The organism is Variovorax sp. BGA-UO-ETr-C22 (genome assembly GCF_059567965.1).
In genome coordinates this window covers 1,173,388-1,191,322 of record NZ_JCAQPA010000010.1, presented here as the reverse complement: position 1 = coordinate 1,191,322, position 17,935 = coordinate 1,173,388, and the positions used below count along the sequence as shown (strand labels likewise).

Here is a 17,935-nt window from a genome sequence, read left to right as displayed (position 1 = left end):
TGATGGATTGAACAAGTGATGCCCTCGATGCAGCCCGACCCCCGCAGCGGCAGCGCCGCACAGATGACCGGCCAGCCGTGCTTCGTGCGCGTCACCGGCACGCGCGGCACGCGCTTCGTGGAGTTCGAGTTCGCCATCGGCGACCCCGAGCTGGCCGTGGAGCTGGTGCTGCAGTTCGACCAGTTCCGCGAGTTCTGCGCGCGCCACACGGTGCGCCACCTGAGCACCGAAGAGGGTGCGCGGCTGGACTTCGAGCGCATGAAGTGGCGCTTCGGCGCGCCCGGCATCGACCACTGACGACCCCCGCATTTTTTTCCCGCGACAACCAAGGAGACACCCCGTGCAAGTCGACATCAAGACCTCGGACATCCGGCCGATCCGGCAGACCTTCTCGCATGTGGCGCGGCGGCTCGGCGACAAGCCGGCCTCGCGCTACCAGGAGGCCACGCTGGACATGCAGCCCACCGCCAACTTCCACTACCGGCCGCTGTGGGACCCGCAGCACGCGCTGTACGACAAGCGCCGCACGGCGCTCGTGATGGCCGACTGGTACAGCTTCAAGGACCCGCGCCACTACTACTACGGCGTGTACACCATGACCCGCGCGCGCCAGGGGGAGGGCGCCGACCGCCAGTTCGAGTTCGCCGAGAAGCGCCAGCTGCTGGCCCAGGCCGATGCGGGCGTGCGCGAGTCGCTGCAGCAGGTGCTGGTGCCGCTGCGCCACTACGAGTGGGGCGCCAACATGAACCACAGCTACTGCTGCGGCTACGGCTACGGCACGGCCATCACGCAGCCCTTCATCTACGCGGCCATGGACCGCCTGGGCATCGCGCAGTACCTCTCGCGCGTCGGCCTGCAGATCGACGCCAACTCGGGTCGCGCGCTGGACGCCGGAAAGGAAGCCTGGCTCGCGCACCCGGCCTGGCAGGGCGTGCGCCGCCTGATGGAGAACCTCTTCGTCACCAAGGACTGGTTCGAGGTGTTCGTGGCCCAGAACCTCGTGCTCGACGGCCTGCTGTACCCGCTGGTCTACCGCCACTACGTGAACGCGCACAGCGCCGCCACCGGCAACGCGCTGGCGATGCTGACCGAGTTCATGAACGAGTGGTTCGACGAGAACGTGCGCTGGGTCGACGCCACGCTGAAGACCGCCGCCGACGAGTCGCCCGCCAACGCCGAGCTGCTCGCGCAGTGGTATGCCAGCTGGCGCGACCAGGCCGTGCAGGCGCTGGCGCCGCTGGCCGCGCTGGCGCTCGGTGCGCAGGGCGCCGAGGTGCTCAAGACGCTGCATGCCGCGCTCGACGCGCGCGTGGCCCGGCTGGTGCGCACGGGCGCTGCCGCCTGACGACCGAACCGATCGAACCAAGGAGACCACCCATGACCACCGCCACCGCCGAAGTGTCCCGCCCGCCCGTCTTCATTGCCCTGCAGACCGGCGAGGCCGCGCGCGCCATCGTCGAGGCCATCGTGGCCGACAACCCCGGGGCCACCGTCACCGAGTACCCCGCGATGGTGAAGATCGACGCGCCCGGCCGCCTCGTGATCCGTCGCGAGAGCGTCGAAGCCCTGGTCGGGCGCCGCTGGGACCTGCAGGAACTGCACCTGAGCCTGATCTCGCTGTCCGGAAGCATCGAAGAGACGGATGACGAATTCACCCTCCACTGGGGCGCCTGAGCCCAGGCCTCACCGGACCACGACCAAGGACCACGCCATGACCACCCAAGCAGCAGCAAAGACCCCCACGACCCCGCGCCTCGGCCTGAAGGAACGCTACGCCATGATGACGCGCGGCCTCGGCTGGGAGACCACCTACCAGTCGATGGACGACGTGTTCCCGTTCGACAAGTTCGAGGGCATCAAGATCCACGATTGGGATAAGTGGGAAGACCCGTTCCGCCTCACGATGGACGCCTACTGGAAGTTCCAGGGCGAGAAGGAGAAAAAACTCTACGCCATCATCGATGCATTCCAGCAGAACAACGGCCAGTTCAACATCAGCGACCCGCGCTACCTGAACACGCTCAAGCTGTTCCTCACCGGCGTCTCGCCGCTGGAGTACGCGGCGCACCGCGGCTATGCCATGGCCGGGCGTTCGCTGCGCGGCGTGGGCGCGCGCGTGGCCTGCCAGATGCAGTCGATCGACGAGCTGCGCCATGCGCAGACGCAGTTCCACACCATCAGCCACTTCAACAAGTACTTCCACGGCCTGCACGACCCGCAGCACATGCACGACCGCGTGTGGTATCTGTCGGTGCCCAAGAGCTACTTCGAAGATGCGATGAGCGCGGGGCCCTTCGAGTTCATCACCGCCATCTCGTTCTCCTTCGAGTACGTGCTGACCAACCTGCTGTTCATGCCCTTCATGAGCGGCGCCGCCTACAACGGCGACATGGCCACCGTCACCTTCGGCTTCTCGGCGCAGAGCGACGAGTCGCGTCACATGACGCTGGGCCTGGAGGTGGTGAAGTTCATCCTCGAGCAGGACCCGGACAACGTGCCCATCGTGCAGAAGTGGGTCGACAAGTGGTTCTGGCGCGGCTACCGCCTGCTCACGCTGGTGGCGATGATGATGGACTACATGCTGCCCAAGCGCGTCATGAGCTGGTCCGAGGCCTGGGAGATGTACTTCGAGAAGAACGGCGGCGCGCTGTTCGAGGACCTCGCGCGCTACGGCATCCGCATGCCCAAGTACCACGAGGTGGCCTCGAAGGAAAAGAGCCGCATCTCGCACGAGGCCTGGGCCATCTTCAACAACTACGGCCATGCCGCCAACTTCAACGTCTGGGCACCCAAGCCCGACGAGATGAGCTGGCTGGCCGAGAAGTACCCCGAGACCTTCGACAGCCTGTACCGCCCGCGCTTCGAGTGGCTGGCCGAACAGGAGAAGCAGGGCAAGCGCTGGTTCAACAACACGCTGCCCATGCTGTGCCAGACCTGCCAGATCCCGATGGCCTTCACCGAGCCCGACGACCCCACCAAGATCTGCTACCGCGAGAGCAGCTACCACGGCATGAAGTACCACTTCTGCTCCGACGGCTGCAAGGACGTGTTCGACGGCGAGCCCGAGAAGTACGTGCAGGCCTGGCTGCCGGTGCACCAGATCTACCAGGGCAACTGCTTCCCCGAGGGCACCGACCCGACGGTGGAAGGCTTCAACCCGCTGGCGGCCGTGCTCGACTACTACCACATCAACGTCGGCGCCGACAACGGCGAGTTCAACACCTCGCCCGACAAGGCCAACTGGGAACGCTGGACAGGGCAGGACCTGTCGACGGCCGAGCCCAAGGTGGCCTGAGCACCCAGGCCCCACCACCCCTCATCGACCCCCGCGCTCCCGCCGTGCCCAACGCACGGCGTGGGCGGCGCTCACCCCGAAACAAGGAGACCGACATGTCTGTTGTTGCACTCGCCCCCGGCTACACCGGCACCGTCATGGACAGCGAAGACCGCTTCCATGGCAACCGCCTGCTCTACATCGGCTGGGAAGACCACCTGCTCTTCTGCGCCCCCGTGTGCCTGCCGCTGCCCGCGGCCATGCCCTTCGGCGCGCTCGTCAGCGACGTGCTGCCCGGCGTGTACGGCAGCCACCCCGACTTCGAAAAGGTCGACTGGTCGAAGGTCGAATGGTTCGACTCCGGCAAGCCCTTCGCGCCCGACGCGTCGAAGTCGCTGGCCGACAACGGCCTGGTCCACAAGTCGGCGCTGCGCTTTCGCACGCCCGGGCTCACGGGCATCGGCGGCTCGTTCAGCTGAGCACGGGAGGGCCTTGCCATGAGCTTCCAGATCATGATCGAGCCGCTCGGCCAGGCCGTGGCGGCGCGCGACGGGCAGACCGTGCTCGATGCCTGCCTGCGCGCCGGCGTATGGCTGCCCCACGCCTGCGGCCACGGCGTGTGCGGCACCTGCAAGGTGCAGGTGCTCGAAGGCGAGTGCGAGCACGGCGACGCGTCCAACTTCGCGCTCATGGACTTCGAGCGCGACGACGGCAAGATCCTCGCGTGCTGCGCGATGGCGCAGGCCGACCTGGTCATCGAGGCCGAGATCGACGAAGACCCCGACGCGCAGTTCCTGCCGCTGGAAGACTTCGACGCCGAGCTGGTCGAGGCCCGCATGCTCACGCCCACCATCCGCGGCCTGTGGCTGCGCACCGACCGGCCGGCGCCGTTCCAGGCCGGCCAGTACGTGATGCTGCACGTGCCGGGCGTGGAGGGCGCACGCGCCTTCTCGATCGCCAACGCACCCGACGACCACCTGGTCGAGCTGCACATCCGCCGCGTGCCCAACGGCCGCGCCACCGGCTGGCTGCACGACGAACTGCAGGTGGGCCAGCGTCTGCGCTTCACCGCGCCCAATGGCCGCTTCTTCGTGCGCAAGTCGGCCGGCCTGCCGATGATCTTCGTGGCCGGCGGCTCGGGCCTGTCGAGCCCGAAGTCGATGGTGCTCGACCTGCTGGCCGAAGGCTGCACCTTGCCGATCACGCTGGTGCAGGGCGCACGCAACACCGAAGAGCTGTACTACCGCGAGCTCTTCGAGCAGCTCGCCGAGCGGCACCCCAACTTCACCTACGTGCCCGTGCTGTCCGACCTGCCGGCCGACAGCGACTGGCATGGGGCGCGCGGCTTTGCGCACGAGGCGCTGAAGGCCCACTTCGCGAACGACTTCCGCGGCCACAAGGCCTACCTGTGCGGACCGCCGCCGATGACCGAGGCCTGCATCGCCACGCTGATGCAGGGCCGCCTGTTCGAGCGCGACATCTACACCGAGAAATTCTTCACCGCCGCCGATGCGGCCTCTGCAGCACCGCGCAGCCCGCTGTTCAAGGCACTGTGACGTGGAGCCCGTCATGCGCTTTTCCGTCGCCATCGGCAACACCCACGAGCACTACGTGTGCCGCGCCGACCAGACCCTGCTCGGCGGCATGGAGCAGCTTGGCCGCAAGGGCATCCCGGTCGGCTGCCGCGGCGGCGGCTGCGGCGTGTGCAAGGTGCGCATCGAGTCGGGCGCCGTGCGCCGCGAGCGCATGAGCCGCTGCCACGTCAGCGCCGAAGAAGAAGCCCAGGGCTACGTGCTGGCGTGCCGCGCGTACCCGCAGAGCGACCTGGCCCTGCGCGCCGTCGAGAAGCTGGCGCGCTGCATCGAGCGGCGCCTGGCCGCGTCGCAGCCCGCCGTTCCCCGTTCCCCCACCTGAACCTTTCCCTCACCCACCAAAGGAGACTTCCATGGCACTCACTGGCGTCATTCGCCCCGGACACGTGCAACTGCGCGTGCTCGACCTCGGGGCCGCCCTCACGCACTACCGCGACGTGCTGGGCCTGATCGAAACCGGGCGCGATGCGCAGGGCCGCATCTACCTCAAGGCCTGGGACGAGCACGACCACCACAGCGTCGTGCTGCGCGAAGCCGACGAGGCCGGCATGGACTTCATGGGCTTTCGCGTCGATTCGCCCGCCACGCTCGACAAGCTCGCCGCCGACCTGAAGGCCAGCGGCCTGGCCACCGACATGCAGTGGATCGAAGCCGGCGAGCACCTGCGCACCGGCCAGCGCTTTCGCTTCACCGTGCCCACCGGCCATGCCATCGAGCTCTTCGCCGAGAAGGAGAAGGTCGGCAACGGCATGCCGTATGAAAACCCCGAGGTCTATCCCGATGACCTCAAGGGCATGGCGCCCTCGCGCTTCGACCACTGCCTGCTGTACGGCGACGACCTGGACGGCACCATGAAACTGTTCACCGAGGTGCTGGGCTTCCAGCTGGCCGAGAGCGTGGTGGCCGGCCCCGAGCGCATGTACATCGCGGCCTTTCTCACCTGCTCGACCAAGCCGCACGACATCGCCTTCATCCGCCACCCCGAGAAGAACAAGTTCCACCACGCGTCGTTCCTGCTCGACAACTGGGGCGAGGTGCTCAAGGCGGCCGACATCATCACCAAGAAGCGCGTGTCGCTGGACATCGGCCCCACGCGCCACGGCATCACGCGCGGCGAGACCATCTACTTCTTCGACCCGAGCGGCAATCGCAACGAGGTGTTCTCGGGCGGCTACATCTTCTACCCCGACAAGCCGCCGCTGGTGTGGACCGACGACGAACTCGGGCGCGCGATCTTCTATCACGACCGCAAGCTCAACGAGAACTTCCTGAGCGTGGTGACCTGAAGGAGACGGTGCGATGAAACAGTTCATGAACTTCATCGGCGGCGAGTTCGTCGCCACGACGAAGACCTTCGACAACCGCGCGCCGGTGGACAACCGCGTCATCGGCAAGGTGCACGAGGCCGGCCGCGGCGAGGTCGATGCGGCCGTGCGCGCCGCACGTGCGGCACTGAACGGCGAGTGGGGCCGCATGAGCGTCGCGCGCCGCGTCGAGCTGCTGCATGCCGTGGCCGACGAGATCAACCGGCGCTTCGACGACTTCCTGGCCGCCGAGATGGCCGACACCGGCAAGCCGCACGCGCTGGCCTCGCACGTCGACATCCCGCGCGGCGCCGCCAACTTCAAGGTGTTTGCTGACATCGTGAAGAACGTGCCCACCGAGAGCTTCGAGATGGCCACGCCCGACGGCGGGCAGGCGCTGAACTACGCCGTGCGCTCGCCGCTGGGCGTGATCGGCGTCGTGTGCCCGTGGAACCTGCCCCTGCTGCTCATGACCTGGAAGGTCGGGCCCGCGCTGGCCTGCGGCAACACGGTGGTGGTCAAGCCTTCGGAAGAAACGCCGGCCACCGCCACGCTGCTGGGCGAGGTGATGAACGCGGTCGGCATTCCGCCGGGCGTCTACAACGTGGTGCACGGCTTCGGGCCCGACTCGGCCGGCGAGTTCCTCACCACGCACCCGGGCGTGGACGGCATCACCTTCACCGGCGAGACGCGCACCGGCGAGGCCATCATGGGGGCGGCCGCCAAGGGCGTGCGGCCCGTGTCCTTCGAGCTGGGCGGCAAGAACGCCGGCATCGTGTTCGCCGACGCCGATTTCGACAAGGCCGTGGCCGGCATCACGCGCTCGGCCTTCGAGAACTGCGGCCAGGTGTGCCTGGGCACCGAGCGTGTCTATGTGCAGCGGCCGATCTTCGACAAGTTCGTCGCGGCGCTCAAGGTCAGGGCCGAGGCGCTGAAGCCGGGCCCGTCGGAAGAGGCCGGCGTGGGCATCGGCCCGCTGATCTCGCGCGAGCACCAGCAGAAGGTGCTGTCGTACTACGCGAAGGCCGTGAAGGAAGGCGCCACCGTCGTCACCGGCGGCGGCGTGCCGTCGATGCCCGGCGCGCTGGCCGAGGGCCACTGGGTGCAGCCCACCATCTGGACCGGCCTGCCCGAGACGGCCTCGGTGATCCGCGAGGAAATCTTCGGCCCCTGCTGCCACATCGCGCCCTTCGACACCGAGGAAGAAGCCATCGCGCTGGCCAACGCCACCGACTACGGCCTGGCGACCACCGTGTGGACCGAGAACCTGGGCCGCGCGCACCGCGTGGCCAAGCAGGTGCAGGTCGGCATCTGCTGGGTCAACAGCTGGTTCCTGCGCGATTTGCGCACGGCCTTCGGCGGTGCCAAGTCGTCGGGCATCGGCCGCGAAGGCGGCGTGCATTCGCTCGAGTTCTACACAGAACTTCGCAACGTCTGCATCAAGCTGTGAGGGCCCGGCGGTGAGCAACCCCGAAATCGCGAACAGCATCCGCACGGGCGCCTTCCATACCAACGTCCACGACCTGGGCGAGGGCGCGCCGGTGCTCTTCATCCACGGCTCGGGCCCGGGCGTGAGTGCGTGGGCCAACTGGCGGCTGGTGCTGCCGGTGCTCGCGCAGACGCGCCGCGTGATCGCGCCCGACATGGCCGGCTTCGGTTTCACCGAGCGCGTGCCCGGCGCGGGCTACACGATGGACGCCTGGGTGCAGCAGGCGCTCGACCTGCTCGACGCGCTCGACATCGAACGCGCCGACGTGGTGGGCAACTCCTTCGGCGGTGCGCTGGCGCTGGCACTCGCCATCCGCGCGCCGCACCGTGTGCGCCGGCTGGTGCTCATGGGCAGCGTGGGCGTGCCCTTCGCGATCACGCCGGGGCTCGATGCGGTGTGGGGCTACACGCCCTCGTTCGCGAACATGCGCCGGATCATGGACGTGTTCGCGTTCGACCGCACGCTCGTCACCGACGAGCTCGCGCAGCTGCGCTACGAGGCCAGCACGCGGCCCGGCTTCCAGGAGACCTTCGGCGCGATGTTCCCGGCGCCGCGCCAGCGCTGGGTCGATGCCATGGCGAGCCCGGAGGCCGCCATTCGTGCGCTGCCGCACGAGACGCTGCTGATCCACGGCCGCGAAGACCAGGTGATCCCGCTGGCCACCTCGCTCACGCTGAGCCAGTGGATTCCCCGCAGCCAGCTGCATGTGTTCGGCCGCTGCGGCCACTGGACGCAGATCGAGCACAGCGCGCGCTTCGCCCGCCTGGTCGGCGACTTCCTGAACGAAGCCGATCGACCGATTGATTGATTCACCCGAGACAGAGCAAAGGAAAGACCCCCCATGGACCCCACCCTCATCCAGCGGCTCGGCGACGAGCTCTACGACGCGCTGCGCGAGCGCAGCGTCGTGGAGCCGCTCACCAGCCGGCACGAAGGCATCACCATCGCCGACGCCTACGGCATCCAGCAGCGCATGATCGCGCGCCGCCTCGAAGCCGGCGAGCGCGTCGTCGGCAAGAAGATCGGCGTGACCTCGCGCGCCGTGATGAACATGCTGGGCGTGTTCCAGCCCGACTTCGGCTACCTGCTCGACGGCATGGTCGTCGGCGAGGGCGAGTCGATCGACAGCACCACGCTCATCCAGCCCAAGGCCGAGGGCGAGATCGCCTTCCTGCTCAAGCGCGACCTCATGGGTCCCGGCATCGGCAACGCCGACGTGCTGGCCGCCACCGAGTGCGTGATGCCCTGCTTCGAGATCGTCGATTCGCGCATCCGCGACTGGAAGATCCAGATCGCCGACACCGTGGCCGACAACGCCTCGTGCGGCGTGTTCGTGCTCGGCGACCACGCGGTCGATCCGCGCCGCATCGACCTGGCCACCTGCGGCATGGTGCTCGAGAAGAACGGCGAAATCATCGCCACCGGCGCGGGCGCCGCCGCGCTCGGCTCGCCGGTGAACGCGGTCGCCTGGCTGGCCAACACGCTCGGTGCGCTGGGCATCGGGCTCAAGGCGGGCGAGGTGATTTTGTCGGGCGCGCTCGCCGCGATGTTCCCCGCCAAGGCCGGCGACAACTTCCGCGTCTCGATCGGCGGCCTCGGCGGCTGCTCGGTGCGCTTCCATTGAAGGAGACAACCCCATGACGACCGCAACGAAGATCAAGTGCGCGCTGATCGGCCCCGGCAACATCGGCACCGACCTGCTCGCCAAGCTGCAGCGCAGCCCGGTGCTCGAACCCGTGTGGATGGTGGGCATCGACCCCGAGTCCGACGGCCTGAAGCGCGCCCGCGAGATGGGCCTGAAGACCACGGCCGAGGGCGTGGACGGTCTCTTGCCGCATGTGCAGGCCGACGGCGTGCAGATCGCGTTCGACGCCACCAGCGCCTACGTGCATGCCGAGAACAGCGCCAAGCTCAACGCGCTGGGCGTGCTGATGATCGACCTCACGCCGGCGGCCATCGGTCCGTTCTGCGTGCCGCCGGTCAACTTGAAGAGCCTGCTGATGGAAAGCGGTGCACGGCCGGCCAACGTCAACATGGTCACCTGCGGCGGGCAGGCCACCATCCCGATGGTGGCGGCGGTGTCGCGCGTGCAGCCCGTGGCCTACGGCGAGATCGTGGCCACCGTGTCGAGCCGTTCGGTCGGCCCGGGCACGCGCAAGAACATCGACGAGTTCACGCGCACCACGGCCGGTGCGGTTGAGCGCGTGGGCGGCGCTGCCAAGGGCAAGGCGATCATCATCGTCAACCCGGCCGAGCCGCCGCTGATCATGCGCGACACGGTGCACTGCCTCACCGAAGGCCCGCCCGACGAGGCGCGCATCACGGCCTCGGTGCACGAGATGATCGCCGAGGTGCGCAAGTACGTGCCGGGCTACAAGCTCGTAAACGGGCCGGTGTTCGACGGCAACCGCGTGTCGATCTACCTGGAGGTCGAAGGCTTGGGTGACTACCTGCCCAAGTACGCCGGCAACCTCGACATCATGACCGCCGCCGCGGCGCGCACGGCCGAAATGTTCGCCGAAGCGATGCTCGCCAGCCTCCCGCAACCCGAGCCCGCCGTGGCCTAGGAGCACACCCATGACCACCACGACGAACACGAATCTGAAGGGCCGCCGCGTCACCCTGCACGACATGACACTGCGCGACGGCATGCACCCCAAGCGCCACCTGATGACGCTCGAACAGATGACGCACATCGCCAGCGGGCTCGACGAAGCGGGCGTGCCGCTGATCGAAGTGACGCACGGCGACGGCCTGGGCGGCAGCTCGGTCAACTACGGCTTTCCCGCGCATTCCGACGAGGCGTACCTGGGCGCCGTGATTCCGCTGATGAAGCAGGCCAAGGTGTCGGCGCTCTTGATTCCCGGCATCGGCACCGTGGACCACCTGCGCATGGCGCACGGCCTGGGTGTGCACACCGTGCGCGTGGCCACGCACTGCACCGAGGCCGACGTGTCCGAGCAGCACATCACCATGGCGCGCCGGCTCGGCATGGACACGGTGGGCTTTCTCATGATGGCCCACATGGCCTCGCCCGAGACGCTGGTGCGCCAGGCATTGCTCATGGAAGGCTACGGCGCCAACTGCATCTACGTGACCGACTCGGCCGGCTACATGCTGCCTGACGATGTCACGGCGCGCATCGGCGCGGTGCGCGCGGCGCTCCATGCCGACACCGAGCTGGGCTTTCACGGCCACCACAACCTCGCGATGGGCGTGGCCAACTCGGTCGCGGCCGTCGCGGCCGGCGCCAACCGCATCGACGCCGCAGCAGCGGGCCTGGGCGCGGGCGCGGGCAACACGCCGATGGAGGTGTTCGTGGCGGTGTGCGACCGCATGGGCATCGAGACCGGTGTCGATGTGTTCCGCATCCAGGACGTGGCCGAGGACCGCGTCGTGCCGATCATGGACCACATGATCCGCGTCGACCGCGACTCGCTCACGCTGGGCTACGCGGGCGTGTACTCGAGCTTCCTGCTGTTCGCCAAGCGCGCCGAGAAGAAGTACGGCGTGCCCGCGCGCGAGATCCTGGTGGAGCTGGGGCGGCGCGGCATGGTCGGCGGGCAGGAAGACAGGATCGAAGACACGGCCATCACGCTGGCCCGCGCACGCCAGGCCGTGCAGCAGCAACAGGAAGGAGTGGCGGCATGAAGCTCAGCCAAGACACCATCGCCGCGCTCGCCGAGCACCTGGAGACCTGCGAGCTGGAAGCGCGCGACACGCCCAAGATCACCGACGAACATCCCGAGATGGACTGGGACGACGCCTACGCCATCCAGAACGAGATCCGCCGCCGCAAGCTCGCGCGCGGCCACCGCATCATCGGGCTGAAGGCCGGGCTCACCTCGCACGCCAAGATGAAGCAGATGGGCGTGACCACGCCGGTCTTCGGCTTCATGGCCGACAACTACGCGCTGCCCGAGGGCGGCGAGTGCAAGGTGAGCGAGCTCATCCACCCGAAGGTCGAGCCCGAGATCGCGTTCGTCACGAAGCGCGCGCTCAGCGGCCCGGGCTGCCACATCGGCGCCGTGCTCGCGGCCACCGACTTCGTGCTGCCGGGCATCGAGGTGATCGACAGCCGCTACCGCGACTTCAAGTTCGACCTGAAGAGCGTGGTGGCCGACAACACCTCGGCCTCGCGCTTCGTGGTGGGCGGTCGCGCCGTGCCCGCGAGCGAGGTCGACCTGCGCACCGTCGGCATCGTGCTCGAAAAGAACGGCCAGCCCGTGGCCTTCGGCGCGGGCGCCGCCGTGCTCGGCCACCCGGCCGCGGCGATCGCGATGCTGGCCAACCACCTGGGCGCGCGCGGCGAGGAGATTCCGGCGGGCACGCTGATTCTTTCGGGCGGCATCACCGAGGCCGTGGCCGTGCAGGCGGGCGATGCCGTCACGCTGAAGGTGCAGGGCATGGGCAGCGTGGGCCTGCGCTTCGTCTGATCTGCATCAAGCACTGAAGCACACAGCAGGAGTACACGAATGCCCTTTGCACAGATCTACCTCATCGAAGGCCGCACCGAAGAACAGAAGCGCGCGCTGATCGAGAAAGTGACCCGCGCCATCGTCGAGGCCGTCGACGCGCCGAAGGAGAACGTGCGCGTGTGGCTGCACGACATGCCCAAGGAAAACTGGGGCATCGGCGGCGTGTCCGCCAAAGACCTCGGACGCTGACCGCTTCGCGCTGCGGCGCTGTCTTCTTCAAGGCCCTTGCGAGTCGCTGACTCGCGAGGGCCTTGTGCTTTGTACGAACTCCTGGGGGCTTTGTTCACAGTTTCGCCCTGTGCCTATGTTTGCCGCACCCGCTTTCGGACTCGTCCGATGGATGGAACGGGACCGTCTTCCTAAAGTCATCGGTCAACAAACCGTATGAGTTGGCGCCGCGCGTGCGCGTGCCACTGCGGTCCCGTTTTTCATTCAGCAAGCACTAGGAATCACATGGCAACGAAGAAGACGAAGGTCGTCGTCAACAGCAACGGCAGGAACATCGATCACACGGTGGAAGCGACAACGAACGGCAAGGCGCCGGTCCGCATCAAGGTCCAGAAGGGCGCGAAGTACCTGCTCAAGGGCGACGACGGTTTTGCGCCCGAGAACGTGACGCTCACGCGCGTGGGCAACGACCTGCAGATCACGCTCGAAGGCGAGACGAGCCCGGGCCTGGTGCTCGAGGGCTACTACGCGCAATCGGAACCCGTGGGCCTGTATGGCGTGGCCGAGGACGGCCAGCTGTATGCGTATGCGCGCACCGATGGCGCGGGCGACATCTACGCGCTGGCCGAAGGCCAGTCGGCGCCCGTGGCGCTGGGTGGCGATTCGTACGGCCCGGGTGCGCCGTACCTGGCCGGCACCGAAGCGGCCGGTGGCAACGATTTCTTCGGCGGCATGCTGCCCCTGCTGATGACCGGCGGCCTGGCCGCGCTCGGTCTCGGCGCCATTGCCGCGGCCAGCGGCAGCGACGGTGATACCGCGCCCAGCCTTCCGCCCGTGATGCCCCCGCCCGACGTGCGTCCTCCCGGCAAGCCCGGCTTCGACGGCATTGGCGGTGCCTACGACGACGTCGGTCCCATCAAGGGCCAGATCCAACCCGGCGGCCAGACCGACGACACGCGACCTGATTTTTTCGGAACCGGCACCCCCGGCAATACCATCACCATGTACGACAACGGCAAAGAAATCGGCAAGACCCTCGTGGACGGCAACGGCGCGTGGCACTTCACGCCACCGAAGGACCTGAGCGAGGGCAACCATTCCATCACCATCACCGAGAGCGATCCGGCCGGCCGTGAAGGCGAGCCTTCGGACCCGTTCGAGTTCGCCGTCGACACCACCCCGCAGCCCAAGCCCGAGTGGGACGGCGGCAGCAGCGAAGGCCCCGGCGCCGTCATCGACGACGTGGGCCCCATCAAGGGCCGCGTGCCCCCGGGCGGCGCGACGGACGACCAGCGTCCCGAGTTCAACGGCCAGGGCACCCCGGGCGACACCATCATCGTGCAGGACCACGGCAAGGAAATCGGCCGCGTCGAAGTGAACGGGGACGGCGTGTGGACCTTCACGCCGCCGACCGACCTGAGCGAGGGCGAGCACTCCATCACCATCGTCGAGCGCGACCCCGCGGGCAACGAGAGCGAGCCCTCCGACCCGTTCGATTTCGTCGTCGACATCACCCCGCCCGCGCAGCCCCAGGTGGGCGGCGCCAACGACAACATGGGCGAGTACCAGGGCCCCATCACCCCGGGTGGCGTCACCGACGACCGCCAGCCCGAGTTCCATGGCGAAGGCACGCCGGGTGACACCATCGTCATCAAGGACGGTGACACCGTGATCGGCACCACCGAAGTGGACGAGAACGGCGCCTGGACCTTCACGCCGTCGACCGACCTGAAGGAGGGCGACCATTCCATCACCGTCATCGCGCGCGACCCGGCCGGCAACGAGAGCAAGCCCTCCGACCCCTTCGATTTCGAGATCGACGTGACCCCGCCCGATGCCAGCAAGCTGGCCATCACGGGCGTGGCCGACGACGTGGGCGAAGTCACGGGCAACGTGGCCTCGGGCGGCAAGACCGACGACAGCCGTCCGCTGCTCAGCGGCACCGGCACGACCGGCGACACCATCATCGTGATGGTCAAGGACAGCACGGGCAGCCGCGAGCTCGGCCGCGCCATCGTGGACGCCGACGGCAAGTGGACGCTGCAGGTGAGCACGCCGCTCCTGCAAGGCAAGAACGAGTTCACCGCCATCGAGATGGACCCCACGGGCAACCACACCGCGCCCACCGCGCCCTACACCGTGATCCTGGACAGCGTGCCGCCGAGCGTGCCCGTGATCCAGAACGTGCAGGACGACGTGGGCCCGCACCAGGGCATGCTGCAGAAGGGCGACGTGACCGACGACGCCAAACCGACCATCATCGGCACCGCGCAGGCCGGCAACACCATCAAGGTCTACGACGGCACGAAGCTGCTGGGCCAGACCGTGGCCGACGCCAATGGCAAGTGGAGCTTCACGCCTGAAGCCAACCTGGCCGACGGCACGCACAACATCACCGCCACGGCCACCAACCCCGTGGGCCAGACCAGCGACGCCACCGGCGTCTGGAACTTCGTGGTCGACGCCACGCCGCCGGGGCAGGTCACCGACCTCGTCGTGACCGACGACGTGGGTGGCAAGGTGGGCGCGCTGAAGGACGGCGAAACCACCGACGACGACCTCCCGACCTTCAGCGGCAAGGCCGAGCCGGGCGCCACCGTGAACGTGTACGACAACGGCAACAAGATCGGCGAAGCGCTGGTGGACGAGAACGGCGACTGGAGCTTCACGCCCACCACGCCGCTGACCAGCGGCGACCACGCCTTCACCACCGAGGTGGTCGACCAGGCCGGCAACAGCAGCGGCCAGGGCGATGCGCTGAATGTGGTGGTGGACGCCATTCCCGCCACGGTGGCCATCGGCAAGGTGATGGACGACCAGGGCACGATCCAGGGCGCCATCGCCCCCAACGGCAACACCGACGACGCGCGCCCCGAAATCCAGGGCACGGGCAAGGCCGGCAGCACCATCAAGGTGTACGACGGCGCGACCCTGCTGGGCGAGACGACGGTCAAGCCCGACGGCTCGTGGAGCTTCACGCCCGGCACGGCCCTGTCCGACGGCGCACACGGCATCACCGTGACCGCGACCGACAAGGCCGGCAACACGAGCGAGCCGACCAAGCCGTTCAACTTCACCGTGGACACCGTGCCGCCGGCCGCGCCGAGCATCGAATCGGCGCTGGACGACGTGGGCGCCAAGCAGGGTGCATTGGTCAACGGCGGCGTGACGGACGACCCGTCGCCCACGCTCTCGGGCAAGGCCGAAGCGGGCAGCACCGTGACCATCAACGACAACGGCGCCTTCCTGGGCAAGGTCGTGGCCGACGCCGAAGGCAACTGGAGCTACACGCCCACCACGCCGCTCAATGAAGGCGAGCACAAATTCACCGTCAGCGCCACCGACAAGGCGGGCAACACGAGCGCGCCTTCGGCCGAGTTCGTGTTGACCACCGACTACACGCCGCCGGACCCCAGCAAGCTGGCGATCACCGGCGTGGCCGACGACGTGGGCCTGGTGCAAGGCAACGTGGCCCCGGGCGAGAAGACCGACGACAGCCGTCCGGTCATCAGCGGCACCGGCACGGCCGGCGACACCATCATCGTGATGGTCAAGGACAGCACGGGCAGCCGTGAGCTGGGCCGCGCGACCGTGGGCGCCGACGGCAAGTGGACGCTGCAGGCCAGCACGCCGCTGCTGCAGGGCAACAACGAATTCACCGCGATCGAAGTGGACCCGGCGGGCAATGCGACCGCGCCGAGCGCACCGTACACCGTGATCCTGGACAGCGTGCCGCCGAGCGTGCCGGTGATCCAGAACGTGCAGGACGACGTGGGCGTGCTCCAAGGCATGCTGCAGAAGGGCCAGGTCACCGACGACGCCCGACCGACCATCATCGGCACGGCGCAAGCGGGCAACACCATCAAGGTCTACGACGGCACGAAGCTGCTGGGCGAAACCGTGGCCGACGCTTCGGGCCAGTGGAGCTTCACGCCGACGGCCAACCTGGCTGACGGTACGCACAACATCACCGCGACGGCCACCAACCCGGTGGGCCAGACCAGCGATGCGACGGGCATCTGGAACTTCGTGATCGACACCAAGGCCCCGGGCCAGGTGACGGGCCTGGAAGTGATCGACGACGTGGGCGCCAAGCAAGGCACCCTGACCAGCGGCGACACGACCGACGACAACAAGCCCGAATTCAAGGGCAAGGCCGAGCCGGGTGCGACCGTGAACCTGTACGACGGCGACACCAAGATCGGCGAAGCCGTGGCCGACGAGAACGGCAACTGGAGCATCACGCCCACGACACCGCTGGGCGACGGTGCGCACTCGCTGAGCACGGAAGTGATTGACCCCGCTGGCAACAGCAGCGGCAAGGGCCCGGCGCTGGACATCACCGTGGACACCTCGAAGGTGGAAGTCTCGATCAGCAAGCTGGTGGACGATCAGGGCACCGTGAAGGGCCCGATCGCCGCCAACGGCAGCACCGACGACACGAAGCCCGAGATCCAGGGCACGGGCAAGGCCGGAAGCACCATCAAGGTGTACGACGGCGCCACGCTGCTGGGCGAGACCGTGGTCAAGGCCGACGGTTCGTGGAGCTTCACGCCTGCGGCCGACCTGGGCCAGGGCGCGCACGCCATCACCGCCACCGCCACCGACAAGGCTGGCAACGTGAGCGAGCCGACCAAGGCCTTCAACTTCACTGTGGACACCGTGGCACCCACCGCGCCGAGCATCGATTCGGCCATGGACGACGTGGGTGCCAAGCAAGGCGCATTGGTCAACGGCGGCGTGACGGACGACCCGTCGCCCACGCTGTCGGGCAAGGCCGAAGCCGGCAGCACCGTGACGATCAAGGACAACGGCGCCGTGCTGGGCACGGTCGTGGCCGACGCGAGCGGCAACTGGGTCTACACGCCCACCACGCCGCTGGCAGAAGGCGAACACAAGTTCACCGTGACGGCGACCGACAAGGCCGGCAACACGAGCGCGCCTTCGGCCGAGTTCGTGGTGACGACCGACTACACGCCGCCGGACGCCAGCAAGCTGGCCATCACCGGCGTGGCCGACGACGTGGGCCTGGTGCAAGGCAACGTGGCCTCGGGCTCGACGACCGACGACAGCCGTCCCGCGATCAGCGGCACGGGCACGGCCGGCGACACCATCATCGTGATGGTCAAGGACAGCACGGGCAACCACAAGCTGGGCGAGGCGACCGTGGGCGCCGACGGCAAGTGGACGCTGCAAGTGACGACGCCGCTGCTGGAAGGCCGCAACGAGTTCACCGCGATCGAAGTGGACCCCGCAGGCAATGCGACCGCACCGAGCGCGTCGTACACCGTGATCCTGGACAGCGTGCCGCCGAGCGCGCCGGTGATCCAGAACGTGCAGGACGACGTGGGCATCCACACGGGCATGCTGCAAAAGGGCGATGTGACCGACGACGCCAAGCCGACCATCATCGGCACGGCGCAAGCGGGCACCACCGTCAAGATCTACGACAACGGCACCAAGATCGGTGAAGTCGTGGCCGACGCCTCGGGCAAGTGGAGCTTCACGCCCGAAGCCAACCTGGCCGATGGCACGCACAACATCACCGCCACCGCCACCAACCCCGTGGGCCAGACCAGCCAACCCACCGGCATCTGGAACTTCGTGGTCGACACCGTGCCTGCGGGCCC

At 68.1% G+C, this 17,935-nt stretch carries 14 protein-coding genes and 2 pseudogenes; all 16 read left to right on the top strand.

The features are described 5' to 3' along the window. Positions 1–27: 27 nt before the first annotated feature. Positions 28–297: a phenol hydroxylase subunit gene (locus tag AC57B8_RS18945; protein ID WP_495262382.1), complete on the top strand. Its 270-nt coding sequence runs from the start codon at positions 28–30 to the stop codon at positions 295–297. Between the two features lie 43 nt (positions 298–340). Then, positions 341–1,345 carry an aromatic/alkene monooxygenase hydroxylase subunit beta gene (locus tag AC57B8_RS18940; protein WP_095746811.1) on the top strand — a complete coding sequence of 335 codons (1,005 nt, stop codon included), beginning with the start codon at positions 341–343 and terminating at the stop codon, positions 1,343–1,345. 32 nt (positions 1,346–1,377) lie between these two features. Further along, on the top strand, positions 1,378–1,674 hold the full coding sequence (locus AC57B8_RS18935) for an MmoB/DmpM family protein (protein ID WP_174250302.1): 297 nt from the start codon (positions 1,378–1,380) through the stop codon (positions 1,672–1,674). 37 nt (positions 1,675–1,711) lie between these two features. Beyond that, positions 1,712–3,295 carry an aromatic/alkene/methane monooxygenase hydroxylase/oxygenase subunit alpha gene (locus tag AC57B8_RS18930; RefSeq protein WP_496480415.1) on the top strand — a complete coding sequence of 528 codons (1,584 nt, stop codon included), beginning with the start codon at positions 1,712–1,714 and terminating at the stop codon, positions 3,293–3,295. 95 nt (positions 3,296–3,390) lie between these two features. Then, entirely contained in the window at positions 3,391–3,753 is a 363-nt protein-coding gene (locus AC57B8_RS18925) for a phenol hydroxylase subunit P4 (protein WP_369645214.1), read from the top strand. An 18-nt stretch (positions 3,754–3,771) separates the two neighbouring features. Continuing rightward, on the top strand, positions 3,772–4,830 hold the full coding sequence (locus tag AC57B8_RS18920; protein WP_496480414.1) for an NADH:ubiquinone reductase (Na(+)-transporting) subunit F: 1,059 nt from the start codon (positions 3,772–3,774) through the stop codon (positions 4,828–4,830). Positions 4,831–4,843: 13 nt separating this feature from the next. Beyond that, positions 4,844–5,188, top strand: coding sequence for a 2Fe-2S iron-sulfur cluster binding domain-containing protein (locus tag AC57B8_RS18915; RefSeq protein WP_159279343.1), 345 nt, complete (start codon positions 4,844–4,846; stop codon positions 5,186–5,188). A 31-nt stretch (positions 5,189–5,219) separates the two neighbouring features. Then, positions 5,220–6,152, top strand: coding sequence for a catechol 2,3-dioxygenase (locus AC57B8_RS18910; RefSeq protein ID WP_070062785.1), 933 nt, complete (start codon positions 5,220–5,222; stop codon positions 6,150–6,152). Between the two features lie 13 nt (positions 6,153–6,165). Further along, positions 6,166–7,620, top strand: coding sequence for a 2-hydroxymuconic semialdehyde dehydrogenase (locus AC57B8_RS18905; RefSeq protein WP_496480413.1), 1,455 nt, complete (start codon positions 6,166–6,168; stop codon positions 7,618–7,620). 10 nt (positions 7,621–7,630) lie between these two features. Continuing rightward, a complete protein-coding gene (locus AC57B8_RS18900; protein WP_496480412.1) occupies positions 7,631–8,467 on the top strand; it encodes an alpha/beta fold hydrolase in 837 nt (278 codons plus the stop codon). A 33-nt stretch (positions 8,468–8,500) separates the two neighbouring features. Then, positions 8,501–9,283: a 2-oxopent-4-enoate hydratase gene (gene dmpE / locus AC57B8_RS18895; protein ID WP_496480411.1), complete on the top strand. Its 783-nt coding sequence runs from the start codon at positions 8,501–8,503 to the stop codon at positions 9,281–9,283. A 13-nt stretch (positions 9,284–9,296) separates the two neighbouring features. Then, positions 9,297–10,226, top strand: coding sequence for an acetaldehyde dehydrogenase (acetylating) (locus tag AC57B8_RS18890; RefSeq protein ID WP_496480410.1), 930 nt, complete (start codon positions 9,297–9,299; stop codon positions 10,224–10,226). Positions 10,227–10,236: 10 nt separating this feature from the next. Further along, positions 10,237–11,310, top strand: a complete 1,074-nt coding sequence (dmpG, locus tag AC57B8_RS18885) for a 4-hydroxy-2-oxovalerate aldolase (protein WP_496480409.1) — start codon at positions 10,237–10,239, stop codon at positions 11,308–11,310. Then, complete coding sequence (dmpH, locus tag AC57B8_RS18880; RefSeq protein WP_369645208.1) at positions 11,307–12,095, top strand: 2-oxo-3-hexenedioate decarboxylase; 789 nt, start codon at positions 11,307–11,309, stop codon at positions 12,093–12,095. Before dmpG ends, dmpH begins: the two co-directional genes overlap by 4 nt. Positions 12,096–12,128: 33 nt before the next feature. Next, positions 12,129–12,326 (top strand): annotated as a pseudogene (thmT, locus tag AC57B8_RS18875) (2-hydroxymuconate tautomerase); the annotation flags it as partial. 195 nt (positions 12,327–12,521) lie between these two features. After that, positions 12,522–17,909 (top strand): annotated as a pseudogene (locus tag AC57B8_RS18870) (Ig-like domain-containing protein); the annotation flags it as partial. Positions 17,910–17,935: the final 26 nt, after the last annotated feature.